The organism is Arthrobacter sp. KNU-44 (genome assembly GCF_051843155.1).
Lineage (GTDB): Bacteria > Actinomycetota > Actinomycetes > Actinomycetales > Micrococcaceae > Arthrobacter.
The window spans coordinates 4,127,461-4,145,286 of the sequence record NZ_JBPXNG010000002.1 but is presented as its reverse complement, the minus strand read 5'-3'; the positions used below and the strand labels follow the sequence as shown (position 1 = coordinate 4,145,286).

The window sequence follows — 17,826 nt, the reverse complement described above, 5'->3', positions numbered from 1 at the left end:
CGTTGAGATAGGGAAGCCGGCGGGACGCTTCCCTTCCAGGAAGGGCGCCCCGCCGGCTTTGTAGCCTTAGCGGTCCAGAACGCTCAGGCCGGGAAGATCCTTGCCTTCAAGGTATTCCAGGCTGGCGCCGCCGCCGGTGGAAATGTGTCCGAACTGGGAGTCCTCAAAGCCGAGGGTCCGGACCGCTGCGGCGGAGTCGCCGCCGCCCACCACGGTGAATGCCGGCGTCTCGGTCAAAGCCTGGGCAATGGCACGGGTGCCGCCCGAGAAGGCCTCGAATTCAAAGACGCCCATGGGGCCGTTCCAGAACACGGTCTTGGCGGCCTTGATCTGCTCGGCGAAAGCCGCCGCTGATACCGGTCCGATGTCCAGGCCAATACCTGAGGCGCCGAACGCGCTGTCCTCGATCGCGTCCGCGGCGACCACTTCGTGCTCGGCGTCAGCGGCGAAGCGGCTTGCGACCACGACGTCAGTCGGGATGACAAAAGCGGTTCCGGCGTCGGAAGCCCGCTTGAGGTAGTCCTGGACCACGGGAATCTGGTCAGCTTCAAGCAAGCTGCCCGCGACCTTGTGACCAACCGCTGCGAGGAAGGTGAAGAGCATTCCGCCACCGACGAGGATGGTGTCGGCCTTGCCCAGGAGGTTGTCGATCACCGCGAGCTTGTCCGAGACCTTGGAGCCGCCGAGGACGACGACGTACGGGCGCTGGGTATCCGTGGTGAGTTTGCGAAGAACCTCCACCTCGGTGTGCACGAGGTCACCCTGGTAGGAGGGAAGTTTCGTGGCGACGTCGTACACGCTGGCGTGCTTGCGGTGGACGGCACCGAAGGCGTCATCCACGAAGGCGCCGTTCTCACCGGTCAGCGCCACGAGTTCATCGGCGAAGGCGCCGCGCTCCGCGTCGTCCTTGCTGGTTTCGCGGGCGTCGAAGCGGACGTTCTCCAGGACGAGGACGTCCCCGTCGTCCAGGGACCCGGCCAGCTCCTTGGCGGACTCACCAACAGTGTCTTCCGCGAGCTGGACCTTGAATGGCGCGAGCTCCGCAAGCCGTGCAACAGCAGGCTTGAGCGAATACTTGGCCTCGGGAGAGCCCTTGGGGCGTCCCAGGTGGGCCGCGACGAGTACGCGGGCACCGGCGTCCGAGAGCTTTTCGATGACCGGGAGGGAGGCCTTGATGCGGCCGTCGTCGGTCACCGTAGAGCCGTCGAGCGGCACATTCAGGTCACTTCTGACAAGAATGTACCGCCCGCGGACACCTTCAGCGATCAGTTCGTTGAGGGTGTGAGATGTCATGTGTCTACCCTAGCCCAGCTTGGATGCGACGAGCTCCGTGAGGTCAACGAGGCGGTTGGAGTAGCCCCATTCGTTGTCATACCAGGAAACAACCTTGACCTGGTTGCCGATGACCTTGGTGAGGCCGGAGTCGAAGATCGAAGACGAGGGGTCGCCGACGATGTCCGAAGAGACGATCGGATCTGCCGTGTAGCTAAGGATGCCCTTGAACTGCTCGGTCTCCGAAGCAGCCTTGAGAGCCGCGTTGACTTCCTCAACGGTCACTTCGCGGGAAACCGTGACGGTCAGGTCCGTGGCGGAACCGGTCGGGACCGGGACGCGGATGGCGTAGCCGTCAAGCTTGCCCTTGAGCTCCGGAAGAACCAGGCCGATCGCCTTGGCAGCACCGGTGGAGGTGGGAACCATGTTGATCGCTGCGGCGCGCGCACGGCGGAGGTCGCTGTGCGGGCCGTCCTGCAGGTTCTGGTCCGCCGTGTAGGCGTGCACCGTGGTCATGAGGCCGCGCTCGATGCCGAAGGCGTCGTTGACGACCTTGGCCAGGGGGCCGAGGCAGTTGGTGGTGCAGGAAGCGTTGGAAATGATGTGGTGTGCAGCGGGGTCGTAGAGCTCGTGGTTGACGCCCATGACGATGGTGATGTCTTCGTCCGAAGCGGGAGCGGAGATCAGGACCTTCTTGGCACCTGCATCGATGTGCTTCTGTGCGGCCGCAGCCTTGGTGAAGAAGCCGGTGGACTCGATGACGATGTCGACGCCCAGTTCACCCCAGGGGAGGTTCGCAGGATCGCGCTCTGCAAGGACCTTGATGATGCTGCCGTCGACAATGAGGTTGCCCTCTTTGACTTCAACAGTCTGGGTCAGGCGACCGCCGACGGAGTCGTACTTCAAAAGGTGGGCAAGTGCCTCGGGACTCGTGAGGTCGTTGACCGCAACAATTTCGAGGTCTGCACCCTGGGCGAGTGCTGCGCGGAAGTAGTTGCGGCCGATGCGGCCAAAGCCGTTGATACCAATACGGGTGGTCACTATTTCAGTCTCCTTGGTGCTCTTGCAAGCACACCTAGTGAGTCGGATCTTGATTCCAACTAACAATTCCCGCACATCATTGGGCAGAAGTGATTATCAGATCGGAGGGCGACCAGCCACATTGCTGAAGGCTAACCGCCTTCCGTGACCCATCTTACGTTTAACTACGTCTGCCCCCGCAACTGCGGGGGCAGACAATCCGGTATTTGGGCGAAATTCACCTGAATGTGAAGTTTGTTACATCCCTGTGTATTCCGCGTCACTCACCGGTTCGGGCGGAGTTCCCTAAAGAACGATCAGACCGGTGGCGTTCGCGCGGGCTGCTTCGAAGCGCTTCGCGACGTCGGCCCAGTTGACGATGTTCCAGAAGGCCTTGACGTAGTCTGCCTTGACGTTGACGTAATCCAGGTAGAAGGCGTGCTCCCACATGTCCAGCATGAGCAGGGGGGTGGTGCCGACTGCGACATTGCCCTGCTGGTCGTAGAGCTGCTCGATGAGGAGGTTGCCGCCGATGGGCTCGTAGGCGAGGAAGCCCCAGCCGGATCCCTGCAGGCCGAGCGCGGCTGCCGAGAACTGGGCCCGGAATGCATCGAAGGAACCGAAGGCGTCGTCAATGGCTGCAGCCAGCTCGCCCTCGGGCTTGTCGCCGCCGTCCGGGGAGATGTTGTTCCAGAACACGGAGTGGTTGATGTGGCCGCCGGTGTGGAACGCGAGGTCCTTGGAGAGGCGGTTGATGTTGGCGAAGTCGCCCTTGTCGCGGGCCTCGGCCAACTGGGCCAAAGCATTGTTGGCGCCTGCTACATAGGCAGCGTGGTGCTTGCTGTGGTGCAGCTCCATGATCTTCGCCGAAATGTGCGGCTCAAGTGCTGCATAGTCGTAGCCGAGCTCGGGCAGTACGTACTCTGTCACGAAATCCTCCAATGTAGTGGACCGGGGTCCGGTTGGTAACTCTCGTTTTGTTCATCCGACCGGCGAACCGGCCGGAAATCTACACCCTGACGATTCTAGGGCGGGTGCTTTATTCGTCCATCATTTCGGGGGTCACATTTGCCTCGGTACCCGGGATTCCCAGGTCCCCGGCCCGCTTGTCCGCCATGGCCAGGAGCCGGCGGATCCTCCCCGCGATGGCGTCCTTGGTCATGGGCGGATCGGCAAGCCGGCCCAATTCATCCAGGCTGGCCTGCTTGTGGGCCACCCGGAGTTCACCGGCGTATTTGAGGTGGTCCGGAACGTCGTCGCCCAGGATTTCCAAAGCCCTGTCCACGCGGGCGCCGGCCGCGACGGCGGCCTGGGCAGAGCGGCGCAGGTTTGCGTCGTCGAAGTTCGCGAGGCGGTTGGCCGTGGCCCGGACTTCCTTCCGCATGCGGCGCTCCTCCCACACCATGAGGGCGTCATGGGCGCCCATCCGGGTGAGCAGCGCGGCGATGGTGTCGCCGTCACGGATGACGACGCGATCCACGCCGCGCACTTCCCGCGCCTTGGCCTGGATACCGAGGCGACGGGCGGCCCCCACCAGGGCAAGCGCCGACTCCGGGCCGGGACACGTGACCTCGAGCGAGGAGGACCGGCCGGGTTCGGTAAGGGATCCGTGGGCCAGGAACGCCCCGCGCCACACAGCCTCCGCGTCCGACGCCGAACCGTTGACGACGGCGGACGGCAAGCCACGCACAGGCCGTCCACGTCCGTCCAGGAGGCCGGTCTGGCGGGCCAGGGCTTCGCCGTCGCGCACTACGCGGACAACGTAGCGGCTGCCGCGGCGGAGTCCCCCGCCGGAGACGACGATGATCTCGCTCTGGTGCCCGTAGACTTCCGCGATCGCGGCGCGCAGCCGCCGCGCCGTGGAGGCGAGGTCAACCTCAGCCTCGATCACGATGCGCCCAGAAATGATGTGCAGTCCGCCGGCAAAACGCAGCATGGCCGAGACTTCGGCCTTGCGGACGGACGACTTCTTGATGTCCAGCCGGGAAAGTTCTTCCTTGACCGATGCGGTCAGTGCCATCGCATGTTCCTAACTATTCCCGAAGATATCGTGGTACGCCGATGCCAGACGCAGCGGGTCGTGGACTGGACGGCGGCTCGACGCCCCCACTTTACCCAAGACCACCTCCGCACCAATCATCCCGACAGCGCGTTCGAAGTCCTTGAGGTCCGATATCGAGGTCGGATCGGCCAGGACGACGTCCACGCTGAACTCCGGCGCGTAGTGGCGCAAGGCATCCAGATGATCCGCGGCGGACATCCCGGAGGTTTCCTTGGTGTCCATGGCGAGGTTCATGGTGAGGCAGCGTTTGGCGGGAGTGTCGCACAAAGCCTGGCGCATTTCGGGCAACAGCAAATGCGGCAACACGGACGTGTACCAGGAGCCGGGACCCAGAATGATCCAGTCCGCAAGCTCGATTGCAGTCAGCGCTTCGATGCACGCGCGCGCGTCCTCCGGGAGGAGCCTCACGTTTTCGAGCGATCCGGCAACGGCGCACTTGGCCTGGCCTTTGACGACCTGGAACTCGTACCCGCCCCCCGGCAAGGGCACGCGGACGTCGCCCTCGATGTTCAGCGGCTGGGTGGACATCGGGAGGACCTGGCCACGGGCACCCAGAAGGGCGCCTGCCCATTTCAATCCCGCCACTGCGTCGCCCAGAAGCTCCCAAAGGGTGACGATGAGCAGGTTCCCCATGGCGTGATCGTCCAAGGAGCCCTGGCGTCCGCTCGGAGTCTTGAAGCGATGCTGCATGACGTCCCGCCAGGTGCGTCCCCAATCGGTGTCGTCACAAAGGGCGCTCAGCGCCATTCGAAGGTCGCCGGGCGGAAGGACGCCGTACTCCTGGCGCAACCGCCCGGAGGATCCGCCGTCGTCGGCAACGGTGACAATCGCGGTGAGCTCGGAGGTCAGGAGGCGCAATGCCGACAACGACGCGGAAAGCCCGTGTCCGCCGCCGAGTGCCACAACCGATGGGCCCTTGGCCGGCTGGCTGCCAGGGGTACCCTTCGGTGGAACCAGCGGCAGGGGTCCGGTCAGCACCCCCATTATTCGCGACCCAGATCGCGGTGGCTTGTGGTGACGGTGACCCGGGGATATTGCGCGAGCCGCTTCGAAAGTTCGACGGCGACCGCGACCGAACGGTGCTTGCCGCCCGTGCAACCAACAGCGATGGTGGCGTAGTGCTTGTTTTCTGTCCGATAGCCGTCCAGGACGGGCTCCAAGGCAAGGACATAGCGGTCAACGAAGTCCTTCACGCCCGCGGCCCCCAAGACGTAGTCGCTGACATCGGCGTCGAGTCCCGTGTGCGGACGCAATTTCGGAACCCAGTGCGGGTTGGGGATGAAGCGTGCATCCGCCACGAAGTTGGCGTCCACGGGCAGCCCGTATTTGAAGCCGAAGCTCATGACGTTCAAGCGCAACGCCACAGGGCCTGTGTCGGTGAAGAGTTCGGTGATGGCGGTTGCCAGGCCGTGGACGTTGTACGTACTCGTGTCCAGGACCACGTCGGCCGATTCCCGGAGTTCCTTCAGGACGTCGCGTTCCGCCGCGATGCCGTCCAGGATCCGGCCACCGCCTTGGAGCGGATGCGGGCGGCGGCCCTGCTCGAAGCGCCGCACCAGGACGTTGTCGCTGGCATCAAGGAAGAGGACACGGAAGGTGATTCCGCTTGCGCTGAGGGCGCCGAGCGCCGTCCTGATATCGGTGAAGAGTCCTTTGCTGCGCACGTCCACGACGACGGCGAGTTTGGGAATGGACTGCGGCGCGTGCGAGACGATTTCGGCAAGCGTCCCCAGCATCTGCGGCGGGAGGTTTTCGACGACGTACCAGCCGTGGTCTTCCAGGGCGTCCGAGGCGGTGCTGCGGCCTGCTCCGGACATGCCAGTCACCACCAGCAGTTCCGCTTCGACAGGCTTGACGGGGATGAGACCGTCCTGCTCCGCGCCGGATCCTGCTGTTGACTCTGACATCAAGTTTCCCCGTTTCTGAGATGGTCCAAAGTTTGTGGGATGGTCCATAAGCGGACCCCTTGAGGAGGGGTCCGCTTATTACCCTAGCTAAATTTCAAGGATTTCGCCGGTGGTCATGTTTACTGCGGGAGCGGCTTCTCCGGAGGCGCTGGCTGCCGCCAGATGGCTGACGACCGCTTCCGCCAATGCCGGGCCGATCCCCTTCGCGGCAGTGAGCTCAAGGGCCGTTGCCGCCTTGATCTTCTTGAGCGAACCGAAATGCGCCACGAGCGCCTTCCGTTTGGCCTCGCCGAGGCCCGGAACGCCGTCGAGCGCGGACACAGTCATCGCCTTTCCACGCTTCTGCCGGTGGAAGGTGATGGCGAAACGGTGGGCTTCGTCGCGGATGCGCTGGAGCAAGTAGAGCCCCTGCGATGTGCGGGGCAGAATCACCGGGAAGTCGCTGTCCGGCAACCAGACTTCTTCGAGGCGCTTGGCCAGGCCCACGACGTAGACGTCGTCGATCCCCAGCTCCGCGAGTGCCCGCGCGGCGGCATTCACCTGGGGCTGCCCGCCGTCGACGACGACGAGGTTGGGCGGATAGGCGAATTTCGCTTTGGCTCCCGTGAGGGCAGCATCATCCGGCGACGACGGTTCCCCGGCGCCAGGGTTCGGAACCTCCCCACTCTTGGGGAGCTGGGCGGACTTATCCTGCAGGTAATGCCTGAAGCGCCTGGTCAGGACGTCGTGCATCGCAGCGGTATCGTCGCTTGCCGCCGCACCCGTGATGGAGAACTTCCTGTAGTCGGATTTCTTGGGGAGGCCGTCCTCCACCACCACCATGGACGCAACCACGTTGGTGCCCTGCACATGGGAAATGTCGTAGCACTCGATCCGGAGCAGGGGCACGGGAAGATCGAGCGCTTCCTGCAGTTCCTGGAGTGCCAGGGAGCGCACGGTGATATCGCCCGCCCGCCGGACTTTGTGGAGCTTCAGCGCCTGCTCGGCGTTTTCGCGGACGGTGGACATGAGGGCAGCCTTGTCCCCGCGCTGCGGCACCCGGATATCCACCTTGGCGCCCCTGAGGCCGCCGAGCCATTCAAGCAGTTCGTGGTGGTTGCTCGGAATCTCCGGCACGAGGACTTCGCGCGGAATACGGCCTTGGTTGTCGCTGTCCTCTCCGTAGACCTGCTGCAACAGGTGCTCGATGAGCTCCGGGGTGGTGGCGTCCTCGACTTTTTCCACGACCCAGCCCCGCTGGCCGCGCACCCGGCCACCCCTGACGTGGAATACCTGCACGGAAGCCTCAAGGTCGTCATCGTGCAGGGCGAAGACATCCGCGTCGGTGTCTTCGGAGAGCACGACGGCGTTGCGCTCGAACACTTTGCGGAGGGCGATGATGTCGTCCCGGAGCCGGGCTGCCCGTTCGTAGTCCAGCTCGGCGACGGCAGCGCCCATGTCCTTTTCGAGGCGGGTGATGAAGCGTTTGGCTTCGCCACCCATGAACGAGCAGAAGTCTTCCGCGATGGCCCGGTGCTCCTCGGCGGTGACACGGCCGACACACGGGGCCGAGCATTTGTCGATGTAGCCCAGCAAGCATGGCCGGCCGCTGGCCTGGGCGCGCTTCAACACGCCCGGACTGCAGCTGCGGACCGGAAAGACCCGCAACAAGGTGTCCATGGTTTCGCGGATTGCACCGGCCGTGTACGGCCCGAAGTAGCGGGTGCCCTTGCGGCGCTCCCCGCGCATGACCTGGACCCGCGGGAGCTTCTCCGCCATGCTCACGGCGAGGTACGGATAGGTCTTGTCATCGCGGAAGACGACGTTGAAGCGCGGCTTGAATTCCTTGATCCAGGTGTATTCGAGCTGAAGCGACTCAAGCTCGCTGCCCACCATCGTCCATTCGACGCTGCTGGCCGCGTGCACCATCGCATGCGTCTTCGGCAGCAAGCCCGCAGGGTTGGCGAAGTACGAGTTCAGCCGGGAGCGGAGGTTCTTCGCCTTGCCAACGTAGATGACACGGCCGTGCGGATCCCGGAACCGATAGACGCCGGGGGTGGTGGGGATTTCTCCCGTCTGGGGTCGATAACTCGCTGGATCTGCCACAGATCCAGTCTAGTAAGGGAATCGCACTCCCCCGTACGGGCCGGCCAGCCCGCCCGAAGCTACTCCGCGGACTTGCTCTGGTTGTAACTGGTGGAACGTTCCTGGCCGCTCAACACCGCAATGGCATCCATGATCTTGTCAGTTACTTCGCGCCTGGCCGGCAGCGAATGGTCCGGACCGGTCTTCTCGAAGTACAGCGGCTCGCCGACCTTCATGGTGAAATGCTGCGGACGGACGGTGTTGCGGTCCACGGGCTGCAGCTTGTCCGTGCCGATGAGGCCGACCGGCACCACAGGCGCCCCCGTGGTCAGGGCAAGCCAGCCGACCCCGGTACGCCCGCGGTAGAGCAAGCCGTCCCGGGAGCGGGTCCCCTCGGGATAGATACCGATGCCCCGGCCGTTCTCCAGGATGTCCAGGAGGGTCTTGAGGGCCTGCACACTGGCTGCTTGCTCTCCGCGTTCCACCGGAATCGATCCAACTGCCTGGAAGAACGCCTTCATCGCGCGGCCTTTGAAGCCCTTGGTGGTGAAGTACTCGGCCTTGGCAAAGAAGCCCACCGGGCGCGGCATCAAGGCCTGGACGATCACACTGTCCAGAAAAGACAAATGGTTCGGGGCCACAATGAAGGGCCCTTCCTTGGGCACGTTTTCCAGCCCGATGACCGTGGGCCGGCAAGTGCTGGAAATCAGTCCGCGCGTGGTCCAGCGGATGACATCAAAGGCTTCCATCGTTCTGCACCTCGCTCAGGGCCGCCGCGCGGACAGCGTCAAGTTCTTCGATCTTCTTCAGCAGCTGTGCCGCCGTGTCCACAACGGCGACGGCGCCTGCCTCCTGAAGTTCGCCGTCGGGCGCAAATCCCCAACTGACCCCGATGCAGTCAAGGCCATTGGCCATGGCACCGGCAACATCCTGGTGGCGGTCTCCGACCATCACCGCAGGCTGGGAACGCAACGTGGCCAGCGCAGCACCAACAATTGCCACCTTACCCGGAGCTGTATTGGCGGCCATTGACTCGTCGTCCGGCGCACCGCAGATCGAGGCAAAGAAGCCGGCAATGCCGTGGTGCTCCAACACGATGTGCGCCAAGCCTTGTGGTTTCTGGGTGGCCACGGCAACCGGCCGCCGCGACTCTGCGAAGAACTGCAGGAGCTCCCGGATACCAGGATAGAGCCGGCTTTGAGCGATTCCGACGGAACGGTAATAGCTGCGGTACAGCCCAATGACTTCGTCGACTTTTCCTGTGGGAACCCCGGCAATGTGCTCCAGGGAATCGCTGAGCTTGGGTCCAACCATGGAGTCCAGCACCGCTTGATCCGGCACACGGAGGCCCATTTCGCCCAGGGCCGCGGCGATGCCGCCTGTTATGCCACCTGCAGGATCGACAAGGGTGCCGTCCAGATCAAAGATTACGGGCACCATTGTTTGAGTCACCGGGTTAGTTTCTCACGAGTTGAGGCATGCCTGAAACTCACATGCCGGCCAAGGAATACTTCGATCGTCCCCGGAATATTCCCCGGCCGTTCACACAGGACTAGCCGAGAATCTCCGCGAGGAAGGTAGCGGTATGGCTTTCCGTGGACTTGGCAACCTGTTCCGGCGTGCCCGTTGCCACGACGCGCCCGCCGCCTGAACCGCCATTGGGGCCAAGGTCCACGATCCAGTCGGCGGACTTGATGACGTCAAGGTTGTGTTCGATGGTGATGACCGTGTTGCCCTTGTCCACCAGCCCCTGCAGCACCATGAGCAGCTTGCGGATGTCCTCGAAGTGGAGGCCTGTAGTGGGCTCATCCAAAACGTAGACGCTCCGGCCGTTCGAACGCTTCTGCAGTTCCGAGGCCAGCTTCACGCGTTGCGCCTCGCCACCGGAAAGCGTAGTAGCGGGCTGACCGAGCCGCACATAGCCGAGACCGACGTCGACGAGGGTGTTCAAATGCCGCGCGATGGGGGTGAAAGCGGCAAAGAACTCGGCACCCTCCTCGATGGGCATGTTGAGGACGTCCGCGATGGTCTTGCCCTTGTAATGGACTTCGAGGGTTTCCCGGTTGTACCGGGCGCCATGGCACACCTCGCACGGAACATACACGTCCGGCAGGAAGTTCATCTCGATCTTCAGGGTGCCGTCGCCGGAGCATGCTTCACAGCGGCCGCCCTTGACGTTGAAGGAGAAGCGGCCAGGCTGGTATCCGCGGACCTTGGCTTCGGTGGTTTCCGCGAAAAGCTTCCGGATGTTGTCGAAGACGCCGGTGTAGGTGGCGGGGTTGGAACGTGGGGTCCGCCCGATAGGGCTCTGGTCCACGTGGACCACCTTGTCGAGGTGCTCAAGGCCTGCCACGGAACGATGCCGGCCGGCGACTTGCTTTGCACCGTTGAGCTTGTTGGCGAGAACCTTGTACAGGATCTCGTTCACCAGGGTGGACTTCCCTGAACCACTGACGCCAGTGACGGCCGTGAAGAGACCCAGCGGGAAGGTGGCGTCAATGTTGTTCAGGTTGTTTTCGCGTGCGCCGATGACTTTGAGCTCGCGCTTCTTGTCATATTTGCGCCGCTTTGCCGGAATGTCGATCTTGCGCCGTCCGGACAAATAGTCGCCGGTCAGCGAGTTCGTATTTTCCAGGAGTTCCTTGTAAGAACCGGAGTGCACCACTTGGCCACCGTGCTCGCCGGCGCCAGGTCCGATGTCCACTACCCAGTCGGCCTCCTGGATGGTGTCTTCGTCGTGTTCGACGACGATCAGCGTGTTGCCGAGATCACGCAACCGGGTGAGCGTTTCGATGAGGCGGCGGTTGTCCTTCTGGTGCAGCCCGATGGACGGCTCGTCCAGGACATACAGGACGCCGACCAAGCCGGAGCCGATCTGCGTGGCAAGCCGGATGCGCTGGGCCTCACCGCCGGACAAGGTCCCGGACGGCCGTTCGAGATTCAGGTATTCGAGCCCCACATCGAGCAGGAACGTCAGGCGTGCCTGGATCTCCTTGAGAACCTGGTGGGCAATCTGGGCTTCGCGGTCGGTGAGAGTGAGGCTGCCGAGGAAGTCCGCGCAGTCCCGCATCGGAAGGGCTGCAACTTCGGCGATGGACTTGCCGTTGATCGTAACGGACAACGACGCCGGATTAAGCCGGGCACCGTTGCAGGCAGGGCAGGGAACCTGCCGCATGTACTCTTCGTAGCGGTCGCGCGCCCAGTCGGAATCCGTTTCGCCGTGCTTGCGATGGACGTACTGGATGGCGCCTTCGAAGCCGGTGCTGTACTTGCGCTCCCGGCCGAACCTGTTGCGGTACTGGACAACTACCTTGTGGTCCTTGCCATGCAGCACCGTCTGCCGGACTTCCTGCGACAGCTTTTCCCACGGGGTGTCCATGGAGAAGTCGAGCTCCAAGGCCAGGCCCTCCAGGAGCCGGTTCCAGTACTCCGTGGTGGCAGTACCCAGCGACCAAGGCGCGATGGCCCCCTGGTTCAAGGAAAGTTCCGGGTTGGGGACTACCAATTCTTCATCGACTTCAAGCTTGGTGCCGATGCCGCTGCAGGCGGCACATGCGCCGAAGGGGTTGTTGAACGAGAAGGACCGGGGCTCGATTTCGTCGATGGCCAGCGGGTGCTCATTGGGGCACGCAAGGTTTTCGGAGAAGGCCCGGATCCGTGCGGGGTCCTCGGCGTCGAGATCCACGAACTCGACCAGCACCCGGCCTTCCGCAAGTCCGAGCGCGGTTTCGATCGAGTCGGTCAGCCGTTGGCTGATCCCTTCCTTGACCACCAGCCGGTCCACCACCACTTCAATGGAGTGCTTGAATTGCTTGCCGAGCTTGGGCGGATCGCTCAGCTGGACGAGATCTCCGTCCACCCGGGCACGCGAGTATCCCTTGGCGGTGAGCTCTTTGAAGAGTTCGACGAATTCACCCTTGCGTCCGCGGACAACGGGAGCAAGGATCTGGAAGCGGGTGCCGGATTCGAGTTCCAGGAGCTGGTCGACGATCTGCTGCGGCGTCTGGCGCGTGATCGGTTCGTGGCACACCGGGCAATGCGGCCGGCCGACTCGTGCCCAGAGAAGGCGCATGTAGTCGTAGATCTCGGTGATGGTGCCCACGGTGGAACGCGGGTTCTTGCTCGTCGACTTCTGGTCGATCGAGACCGCCGGGGAAAGGCCCTCGATGAAATCCACGTCCGGTTTGTCCACTTGGCCCAGGAACTGGCGGGCATAAGCCGACAATGACTCCACGTACCGGCGCTGGCCCTCGGCGAAGATGGTGTCGAAGGCCAAGGACGACTTGCCTGATCCTGACAAGCCCGTGAAAACGATCATGGCGTCACGGGGAAGGTCAAGATCGACGTTGCGCAGGTTGTGTTCCCGCGCTCCCTTGACCACGAGCCGGGACAGGTCATGTCTTACCGGCGCGGCAGGTTGATGCGCGGTAACGCTTGCGAAGGATTCGACGGCGGGGACTTCAGCTACGGCTTTAGGCACCCACTAATGCTAATCGAAAACTTCTTCGAATTTCCATGTGGCTTCCCGCAGCCTACCGGCAGGTATCAATCGGCGTCGTAGGCGGCCGCCAGAAGCTGCACAGCCTCCGCGAAACTGGCGCCCTGCGCTTTGGCCGCCGCCGAGTAGCTCGCAGCCACGCCTGCCAATGCGCTCCAGCGGTCATCCCGGGCGCACACCACGGTTCCATTGCGGCCACGAGTGGCGACTACCCCGGCAGCTTCAAGTTCCTTGTAGGCCCGGGCCACCGTGTGGGGGGCGACATCCAACCGTTCGGCCAGGCTGCGCACCGCGGGAAGTTTGGTACCGACAGCCAAGGTACCGCCGTCGGCCAACTCGATGATGCGGAGCCGAAGCTGTTCATACAGGGCGACCGTGCTGGACTGACTGGGACGCCACGAACCGGGAAACTCAAGCGGACTCATGAGGCTTCCCTCTCCCCCTGGCCGGCGCGATGCTTCGCGGACTTCACCGGCATCGCGGCGAGTTCGCCGCCACCGGCGGCATACTGAGCTTCGTGCAAGTGGGTGTAGTGCCCGCCAAGCTCCAATAGCGAATGATGGGTGCCGTGTTCAACGATCCGTCCGTGGTCCATGACGAGAATTAGATCAGCGTCGCGGATGGTGGACAAGCGGTGCGCAATGACGAATGACGTCTTGTTGCTCCGCAGTCTGTGCAGCGCTTGGCGGATAAGGACTTCCGTGCGGGTATCGACCGAACTTGTCGCCTCGTCCAGGATCAGAATGGGGCGGCCCGAGAGCCGTGCGCGCGCGATGCTGAGCAATTGCCTCTGGCCCTGGCTGAGGGGATCGCCTCCGTTGCTGAGCATGGTTGAGTAACCGTTGGGCAGCGAGCGGACAAAGTGGTCAACATGGCTCGCCTCGGCTGCGGCCACGATCTCTGCCTCGCTGGCGCCCGGAAGTCCATACTCAATGTTCTCCCGGATGGTGCCGGTGAAAATCCACGGATCCTGGAGAACGACGCCGAAATTCCGGCGGAGCGCATCACGTCCCATGCCGGCGATGTCCACGCCGTCGATGGTGATCCTTCCGGAGCCGAGTTCGTGGAAACGCATGAGGAGGCTGATCAGCGTGGTCTTCCCCGCTCCGGTGTGCCCGACGATTGCCACCGTCTGTCCCGGTTCCACGTGGAAGGACAGGTCCTCGATCAGGGGCGCGTCCGGCCTGTAGCGGAAGGAGATACGTTCAAAGGCAACCCGCCCCGAAGGGGCATCAAACCGGGAATCGAAGGCCGAACCGGCGACGGCGCGCGCACCGTCGTCCGGTTCCTCCGGTTCCCGTGTTAGTTCAGCGGCGTCCAACAGCTCGAAGACCCTGCTGGCGGAAACTGCGCACGATTGCAGGACCTGGGCCATTCCGCCGATCTGGCCCAGCGGCTGGCTGAAGAGCCGGTTGAATTGGATGAACGCTTGAATGCCGCCGATGCTCATCGCCCCGGCGAGGAACTGGAGTGCACCAACAATGGCAACCCCCACGTAGCTGGCGTTCGACACGAAGGCCATGAGGGGTACCAGCAACCCCGAAGCGAACTGCGCCTTGGAACTGGCGGCGTACAGGCCGTCGTTGTGGTCAGCGAAGCGGACGGCCATCGACGACTGGGCGTTGAAAAGCTTGATGGTCTCATGACCTGTGGCTGTCTCCTCCACGAGGGAGTTCACGTCCCCCGTGGCTTCCCACTGCCGGACGAAGTATTTCTGCGAGCGTCGGGTCACGACAATCGACGCCAGCGCCGAAACCGGAACGGCCAGCAGGGACACGAGGGCGAGAAGCGGCGAAAGCAGCAGCATCATCCCGAGGGAACCTATGACCATCAGCGTTGAGGTCAGGAGCTGGGAAAGGAGCTGGTTGAGCGTCTGCGACACGTTGTCGAGGTCGTTCGTGGCGCGGCTCAAGACGTCGCCCCGGGAGCGGCCGTCGTAATAGGCCACGGGAAGCCGGTGCAGTTTCGCTTCCACGGCTTCGCGGAGGTCGTATGCAAGCCGCTGCACGGCGAGGGCGTTGAGGCGGCCCTGCGCCCAGCTGAGCAACGAGGTGACGCAATACATGCCTGCAGCCAGGAGCAACAGGAAGACGAAGCGCCCGGCGTCGAACTGCGCGCCGAACACCGCTGCCGCGATGACGTCGGTGGCGTCACCGAGTATCTTGGGGGCGGCGACATTGAGCGTGACAAAGCCGCAGATGCACAGGATCGCCGTTGTCATGATTCCCCGGGAGGGCTTCATCAAGCCCACCAGGCGGAGGAGCGAACGCGACGGTTTCGCTGTGACGGCGAGGTGCTCGCCTTCGCTGCTCACGCGGCTTCTTCCGTTTCCAGCTGGGACGCTACGATTTCCCGGTAGGTCACCGAGGACTCAAGAAGTTCGTCGTGAGTTCCTTGTGCCACCAGGCGGCCCTCGTCGATGAGCAGTATCTGGTCCGCCGACACCACGGTATTGACGCGCTGGGCGACAAGGATGACGGTCGCCCCGCGGAGTTCCGGTTCAAGCGCGGCACGGAGCTTTGCTTCCGTCACTGTGTCCAGCGCCGAGAAGCTATCGTCAAACAGGTAGACGGATGCGCGGCGCAGAATTGCACGAGCTATGCATAAGCGCTGTCGCTGACCGCCGGACAGACCGGCGCCGCCCTGGGACAACGTGGTTTCCAGTCCTTGAGGCAACTCGTTCACGAAATCCGCGGCTTGGGCCGTCTCAAGGGCATGCCACAATTGCGAATCCGTCGCCGACGGTAGTGAAATCCGAAGGTTCTCGGCGATGGTGCCGCGGAACAGCCAGCTCTCCTGGGGCACGACGCCGAGCTGGTCACGCAAAGCCCCGAGCGGAAAGGTCGCGATGTCCCGGCCGTCGAGCGTGATGCTTCCACTGCTCACTTCGAGGAGTCTCGGCACAAGGCTGACGATGGTCGACTTGCCGCTTCCCGTGGAGCCGATGACCGCCGTCGTAGTCCCCGGAGCCGCGCGGAAGGTAATGCTGTCCAATACGGGCGTTTCGGCTCCCGGGTAGGCGAAAACCACGCTGTCGAAACGCAGGCCTTCCGACCGCGAGGGGCGAGCCACCATCCCACCGGCGCTGTTTCCCGGCAGGACAATTTCGGATTCCGTATTGAGCACTTCGGTGACGCGTTCAGCGCTGACAGCCGCCCGGGGCGCCGTGCTTAATACATACATTGCCATCATGATCGCGAGGAGGATCTGCATGATGTAAGCGATAAATGCAGTGAGCGCACCCAGCTGCATGTCGCCGGCGATGATGCGGTGCCCGCCAAGCCAGACCACGCCCGCGGAAGAAAGGTTGACCACGGTCATGACGAGCGGAAGCATGGCCGCGACGATCCGGGCAGAACGGAGATTGTTCTTTGTCAGGGCGTCGTTGGCGGCCTCGAACCGTTTCATCTCAAACGGCTGGCGGACAAAGGCACGGATGACCGCGGTCCCCAGGATCTGTTCGCGGAGCACGCCATTGATCCGATCCACCAGTCCTTGGCCCTCGCGATACAGCGGGACGAGCTTGCGGACAATCAACAGCATGATGATCAGCAGCACGGGAACGATGGCGAAAACAATCCAGGACAGGGCAACGTCCTGTTCGACTGCCAGGATCACGCCTCCGATGCCCATGACGGGCGCTGCCACGAGCATGCCGAAAACGAGCACCGTGATGTTCTGCAGCTGCAGGACGTCATTGGTGGTCCTGACCACGAGGCTGGCCGGTCCGAAGGCTGCGACGTCTTGATCGGGCAGGGAATGAATTTTGTCGAAGAGTTCCCGCCGCAGCCCGCGGCCAACCTTCATGGCGACAATCGCTCCAAGGTAGCCTGCGAGCACTGCGGCAAGCACCTGGATCACCGTAAGAACCAGCATCCAGGCGCCCAGGCGCAGAATCACCTCGCTGTTACCGGCGACCAGGCCGTCGTCGACGATCTTGGCATTGAAGGTGGGCAGGAGGAGTGTGGCACCGGTCTGGACAAGCTGGAGGAGAACGATGGCCAGCACGTGGGCCTTATAGGGGGCGAGGCGCTGCAACAGCAAAGATGCCAGCACACTGCCTCCAATCGTTGGCCTCCGGAGTAGCGGATTCCGCACGATGCCACCCCGAGATCGCGTTGCCATTGTAGTTCAGAACACAGTGCGAAACCTTGCAATTGCGGCACTTCCGGCGTCCTTTGGACGTGGGACCGCTCAGCCTAGCTTTTGTGCCACCGCAAAAACCCTGCGGAAGGCAAACACGGTCCCGTGCCGGCCCCGTGGATATGCCTCGCGGAGCGCGGCCGCGTATTCGTTTTCGAAGTCGCGTGCCTCGTCTTCGCGAAGTGCCGCTAGCACTGGCCGCAGGCCGGTCCCGCGCACCCACTCGAGGACAGGATCGGCTCCCGGCAGAAGTTGCTGGTAAATGGTTTCCCAGGCGTCGGCGCCGCATCCGGCGTCGAGCATGATCCGCAGGTAGTCGGCCGGTTCCCCCACCGCGTCGTCATGGCGCAGCACACCGCACAGCCTTCCGGACCACTTCGGTGAGGCGGCCAGTTCGCGCATGAGCACGTGGGAAGGCGCACCGAAGTTTCCGGGGACTTGGAGCGCAAACCATGCGCCCGGTTTCAGCGCTTCGAGCCAGGTGGCGAGCATCGCCAGGTGCCCCGGCACCCACTGCAGCGCTGCATTGCTGACCACGACGTCGGTGTCCGCTTCCGGTGTCCACTCGGCAATGTCGGCCGGCGCGAACGAAAGCCCCGGTTGCGCGGCAGCGAGGACCCGGGCTTTGGCCAGCATTTCCTCGGAGGAGTCCAGCCCGACGACGGCGGCATCCGGCCACCGCGACGCGAGGGTCGCCGTCAAGTTCCCCGGTCCGCAGCCCAGATCCACGACGTGCCGGGGGTCCTCCGCCAGGATCCTCGAGGTCAGGTCAAAAAACGGCCGGTCGCGGTAATTGCCGAACTCGACGTACTTGGCTGGATCCCACTTCACTGCATCCTCCATTGTCGGTCTCCGTCGTC

At 63.4% G+C, this 17,826-nt stretch carries 14 protein-coding genes; all 14 read right to left on the bottom strand.

Going from position 1 to position 17,826, the window contains the following annotated elements:
• Positions 1-66 precede the first annotated feature (66 nt).
• On the bottom strand, positions 67-1,293 hold the full coding sequence (locus ACSVHC_RS20400) for a phosphoglycerate kinase (RefSeq protein WP_437770268.1): 1,227 nt from the start codon (positions 1,291-1,293) through the stop codon (positions 67-69).
• A gap of 9 nt (positions 1,294-1,302) precedes the next feature.
• Positions 1,303-2,313: a type I glyceraldehyde-3-phosphate dehydrogenase gene (gene gap, locus ACSVHC_RS20395; RefSeq protein WP_345451940.1), complete on the bottom strand. Its 1,011-nt coding sequence runs from the start codon at positions 2,311-2,313 to the stop codon at positions 1,303-1,305.
• A gap of 285 nt (positions 2,314-2,598) precedes the next feature.
• Positions 2,599-3,222, bottom strand: a complete 624-nt coding sequence (locus tag ACSVHC_RS20390) for a superoxide dismutase (RefSeq protein WP_059389282.1) — start codon at positions 3,220-3,222, stop codon at positions 2,599-2,601.
• 109 nt (positions 3,223-3,331) lie between these two features.
• Positions 3,332-4,312, bottom strand: a complete 981-nt coding sequence (gene whiA / locus ACSVHC_RS20385) for a DNA-binding protein WhiA (protein WP_133202987.1) — start codon at positions 4,310-4,312, stop codon at positions 3,332-3,334.
• 9 nt (positions 4,313-4,321) lie between these two features.
• Positions 4,322-5,338 carry a gluconeogenesis factor YvcK family protein gene (locus ACSVHC_RS20380; protein ID WP_437770269.1) on the bottom strand — a complete coding sequence of 339 codons (1,017 nt, stop codon included), beginning with the start codon at positions 5,336-5,338 and terminating at the stop codon, positions 4,322-4,324.
• Positions 5,338-6,261: an RNase adapter RapZ gene (rapZ, locus tag ACSVHC_RS20375; RefSeq protein WP_234749478.1), complete on the bottom strand. Its 924-nt coding sequence runs from the start codon at positions 6,259-6,261 to the stop codon at positions 5,338-5,340. The genes ACSVHC_RS20380 and rapZ overlap by 1 nt, the downstream gene beginning before the upstream one ends.
• A gap of 87 nt (positions 6,262-6,348) precedes the next feature.
• The gene (gene uvrC / locus ACSVHC_RS20370) at positions 6,349-8,346 is read right to left on the bottom strand and encodes an excinuclease ABC subunit UvrC (RefSeq protein ID WP_437770270.1); all 1,998 of its coding nucleotides are present in this window, start codon (positions 8,344-8,346) and stop codon (positions 6,349-6,351) included.
• Positions 8,347-8,405: 59 nt separating this feature from the next.
• Positions 8,406-9,074, bottom strand: a complete 669-nt coding sequence (locus ACSVHC_RS20365; RefSeq protein WP_059389285.1) for a lysophospholipid acyltransferase family protein — start codon at positions 9,072-9,074, stop codon at positions 8,406-8,408.
• On the bottom strand, positions 9,061-9,777 hold the full coding sequence (locus tag ACSVHC_RS20360) for an HAD hydrolase-like protein (RefSeq protein WP_437770271.1): 717 nt from the start codon (positions 9,775-9,777) through the stop codon (positions 9,061-9,063). The genes ACSVHC_RS20365 and ACSVHC_RS20360 overlap by 14 nt, the downstream gene beginning before the upstream one ends.
• 100 nt (positions 9,778-9,877) lie before the next feature.
• Positions 9,878-12,805 carry an excinuclease ABC subunit UvrA gene (gene uvrA, locus ACSVHC_RS20355; RefSeq protein ID WP_437770272.1) on the bottom strand — a complete coding sequence of 976 codons (2,928 nt, stop codon included), beginning with the start codon at positions 12,803-12,805 and terminating at the stop codon, positions 9,878-9,880.
• Positions 12,806-12,870: 65 nt separating this feature from the next.
• On the bottom strand, positions 12,871-13,248 hold the full coding sequence (locus tag ACSVHC_RS20350) for a GntR family transcriptional regulator (RefSeq protein ID WP_437770273.1): 378 nt from the start codon (positions 13,246-13,248) through the stop codon (positions 12,871-12,873).
• On the bottom strand, positions 13,245-15,044 hold the full coding sequence (locus ACSVHC_RS20345; RefSeq protein ID WP_439181406.1) for an ABC transporter ATP-binding protein: 1,800 nt from the start codon (positions 15,042-15,044) through the stop codon (positions 13,245-13,247). The genes ACSVHC_RS20350 and ACSVHC_RS20345 overlap by 4 nt, the downstream gene beginning before the upstream one ends.
• Before the next feature lie 89 nt (positions 15,045-15,133).
• Entirely contained in the window at positions 15,134-16,879 is a 1,746-nt protein-coding gene (locus tag ACSVHC_RS20340) for an ABC transporter ATP-binding protein (protein WP_437770275.1), read from the bottom strand.
• A gap of 138 nt (positions 16,880-17,017) precedes the next feature.
• The gene (locus ACSVHC_RS20335) at positions 17,018-17,797 is read right to left on the bottom strand and encodes a trans-aconitate 2-methyltransferase (protein WP_439181258.1); all 780 of its coding nucleotides are present in this window, start codon (positions 17,795-17,797) and stop codon (positions 17,018-17,020) included.
• Positions 17,798-17,826: the final 29 nt, after the last annotated feature.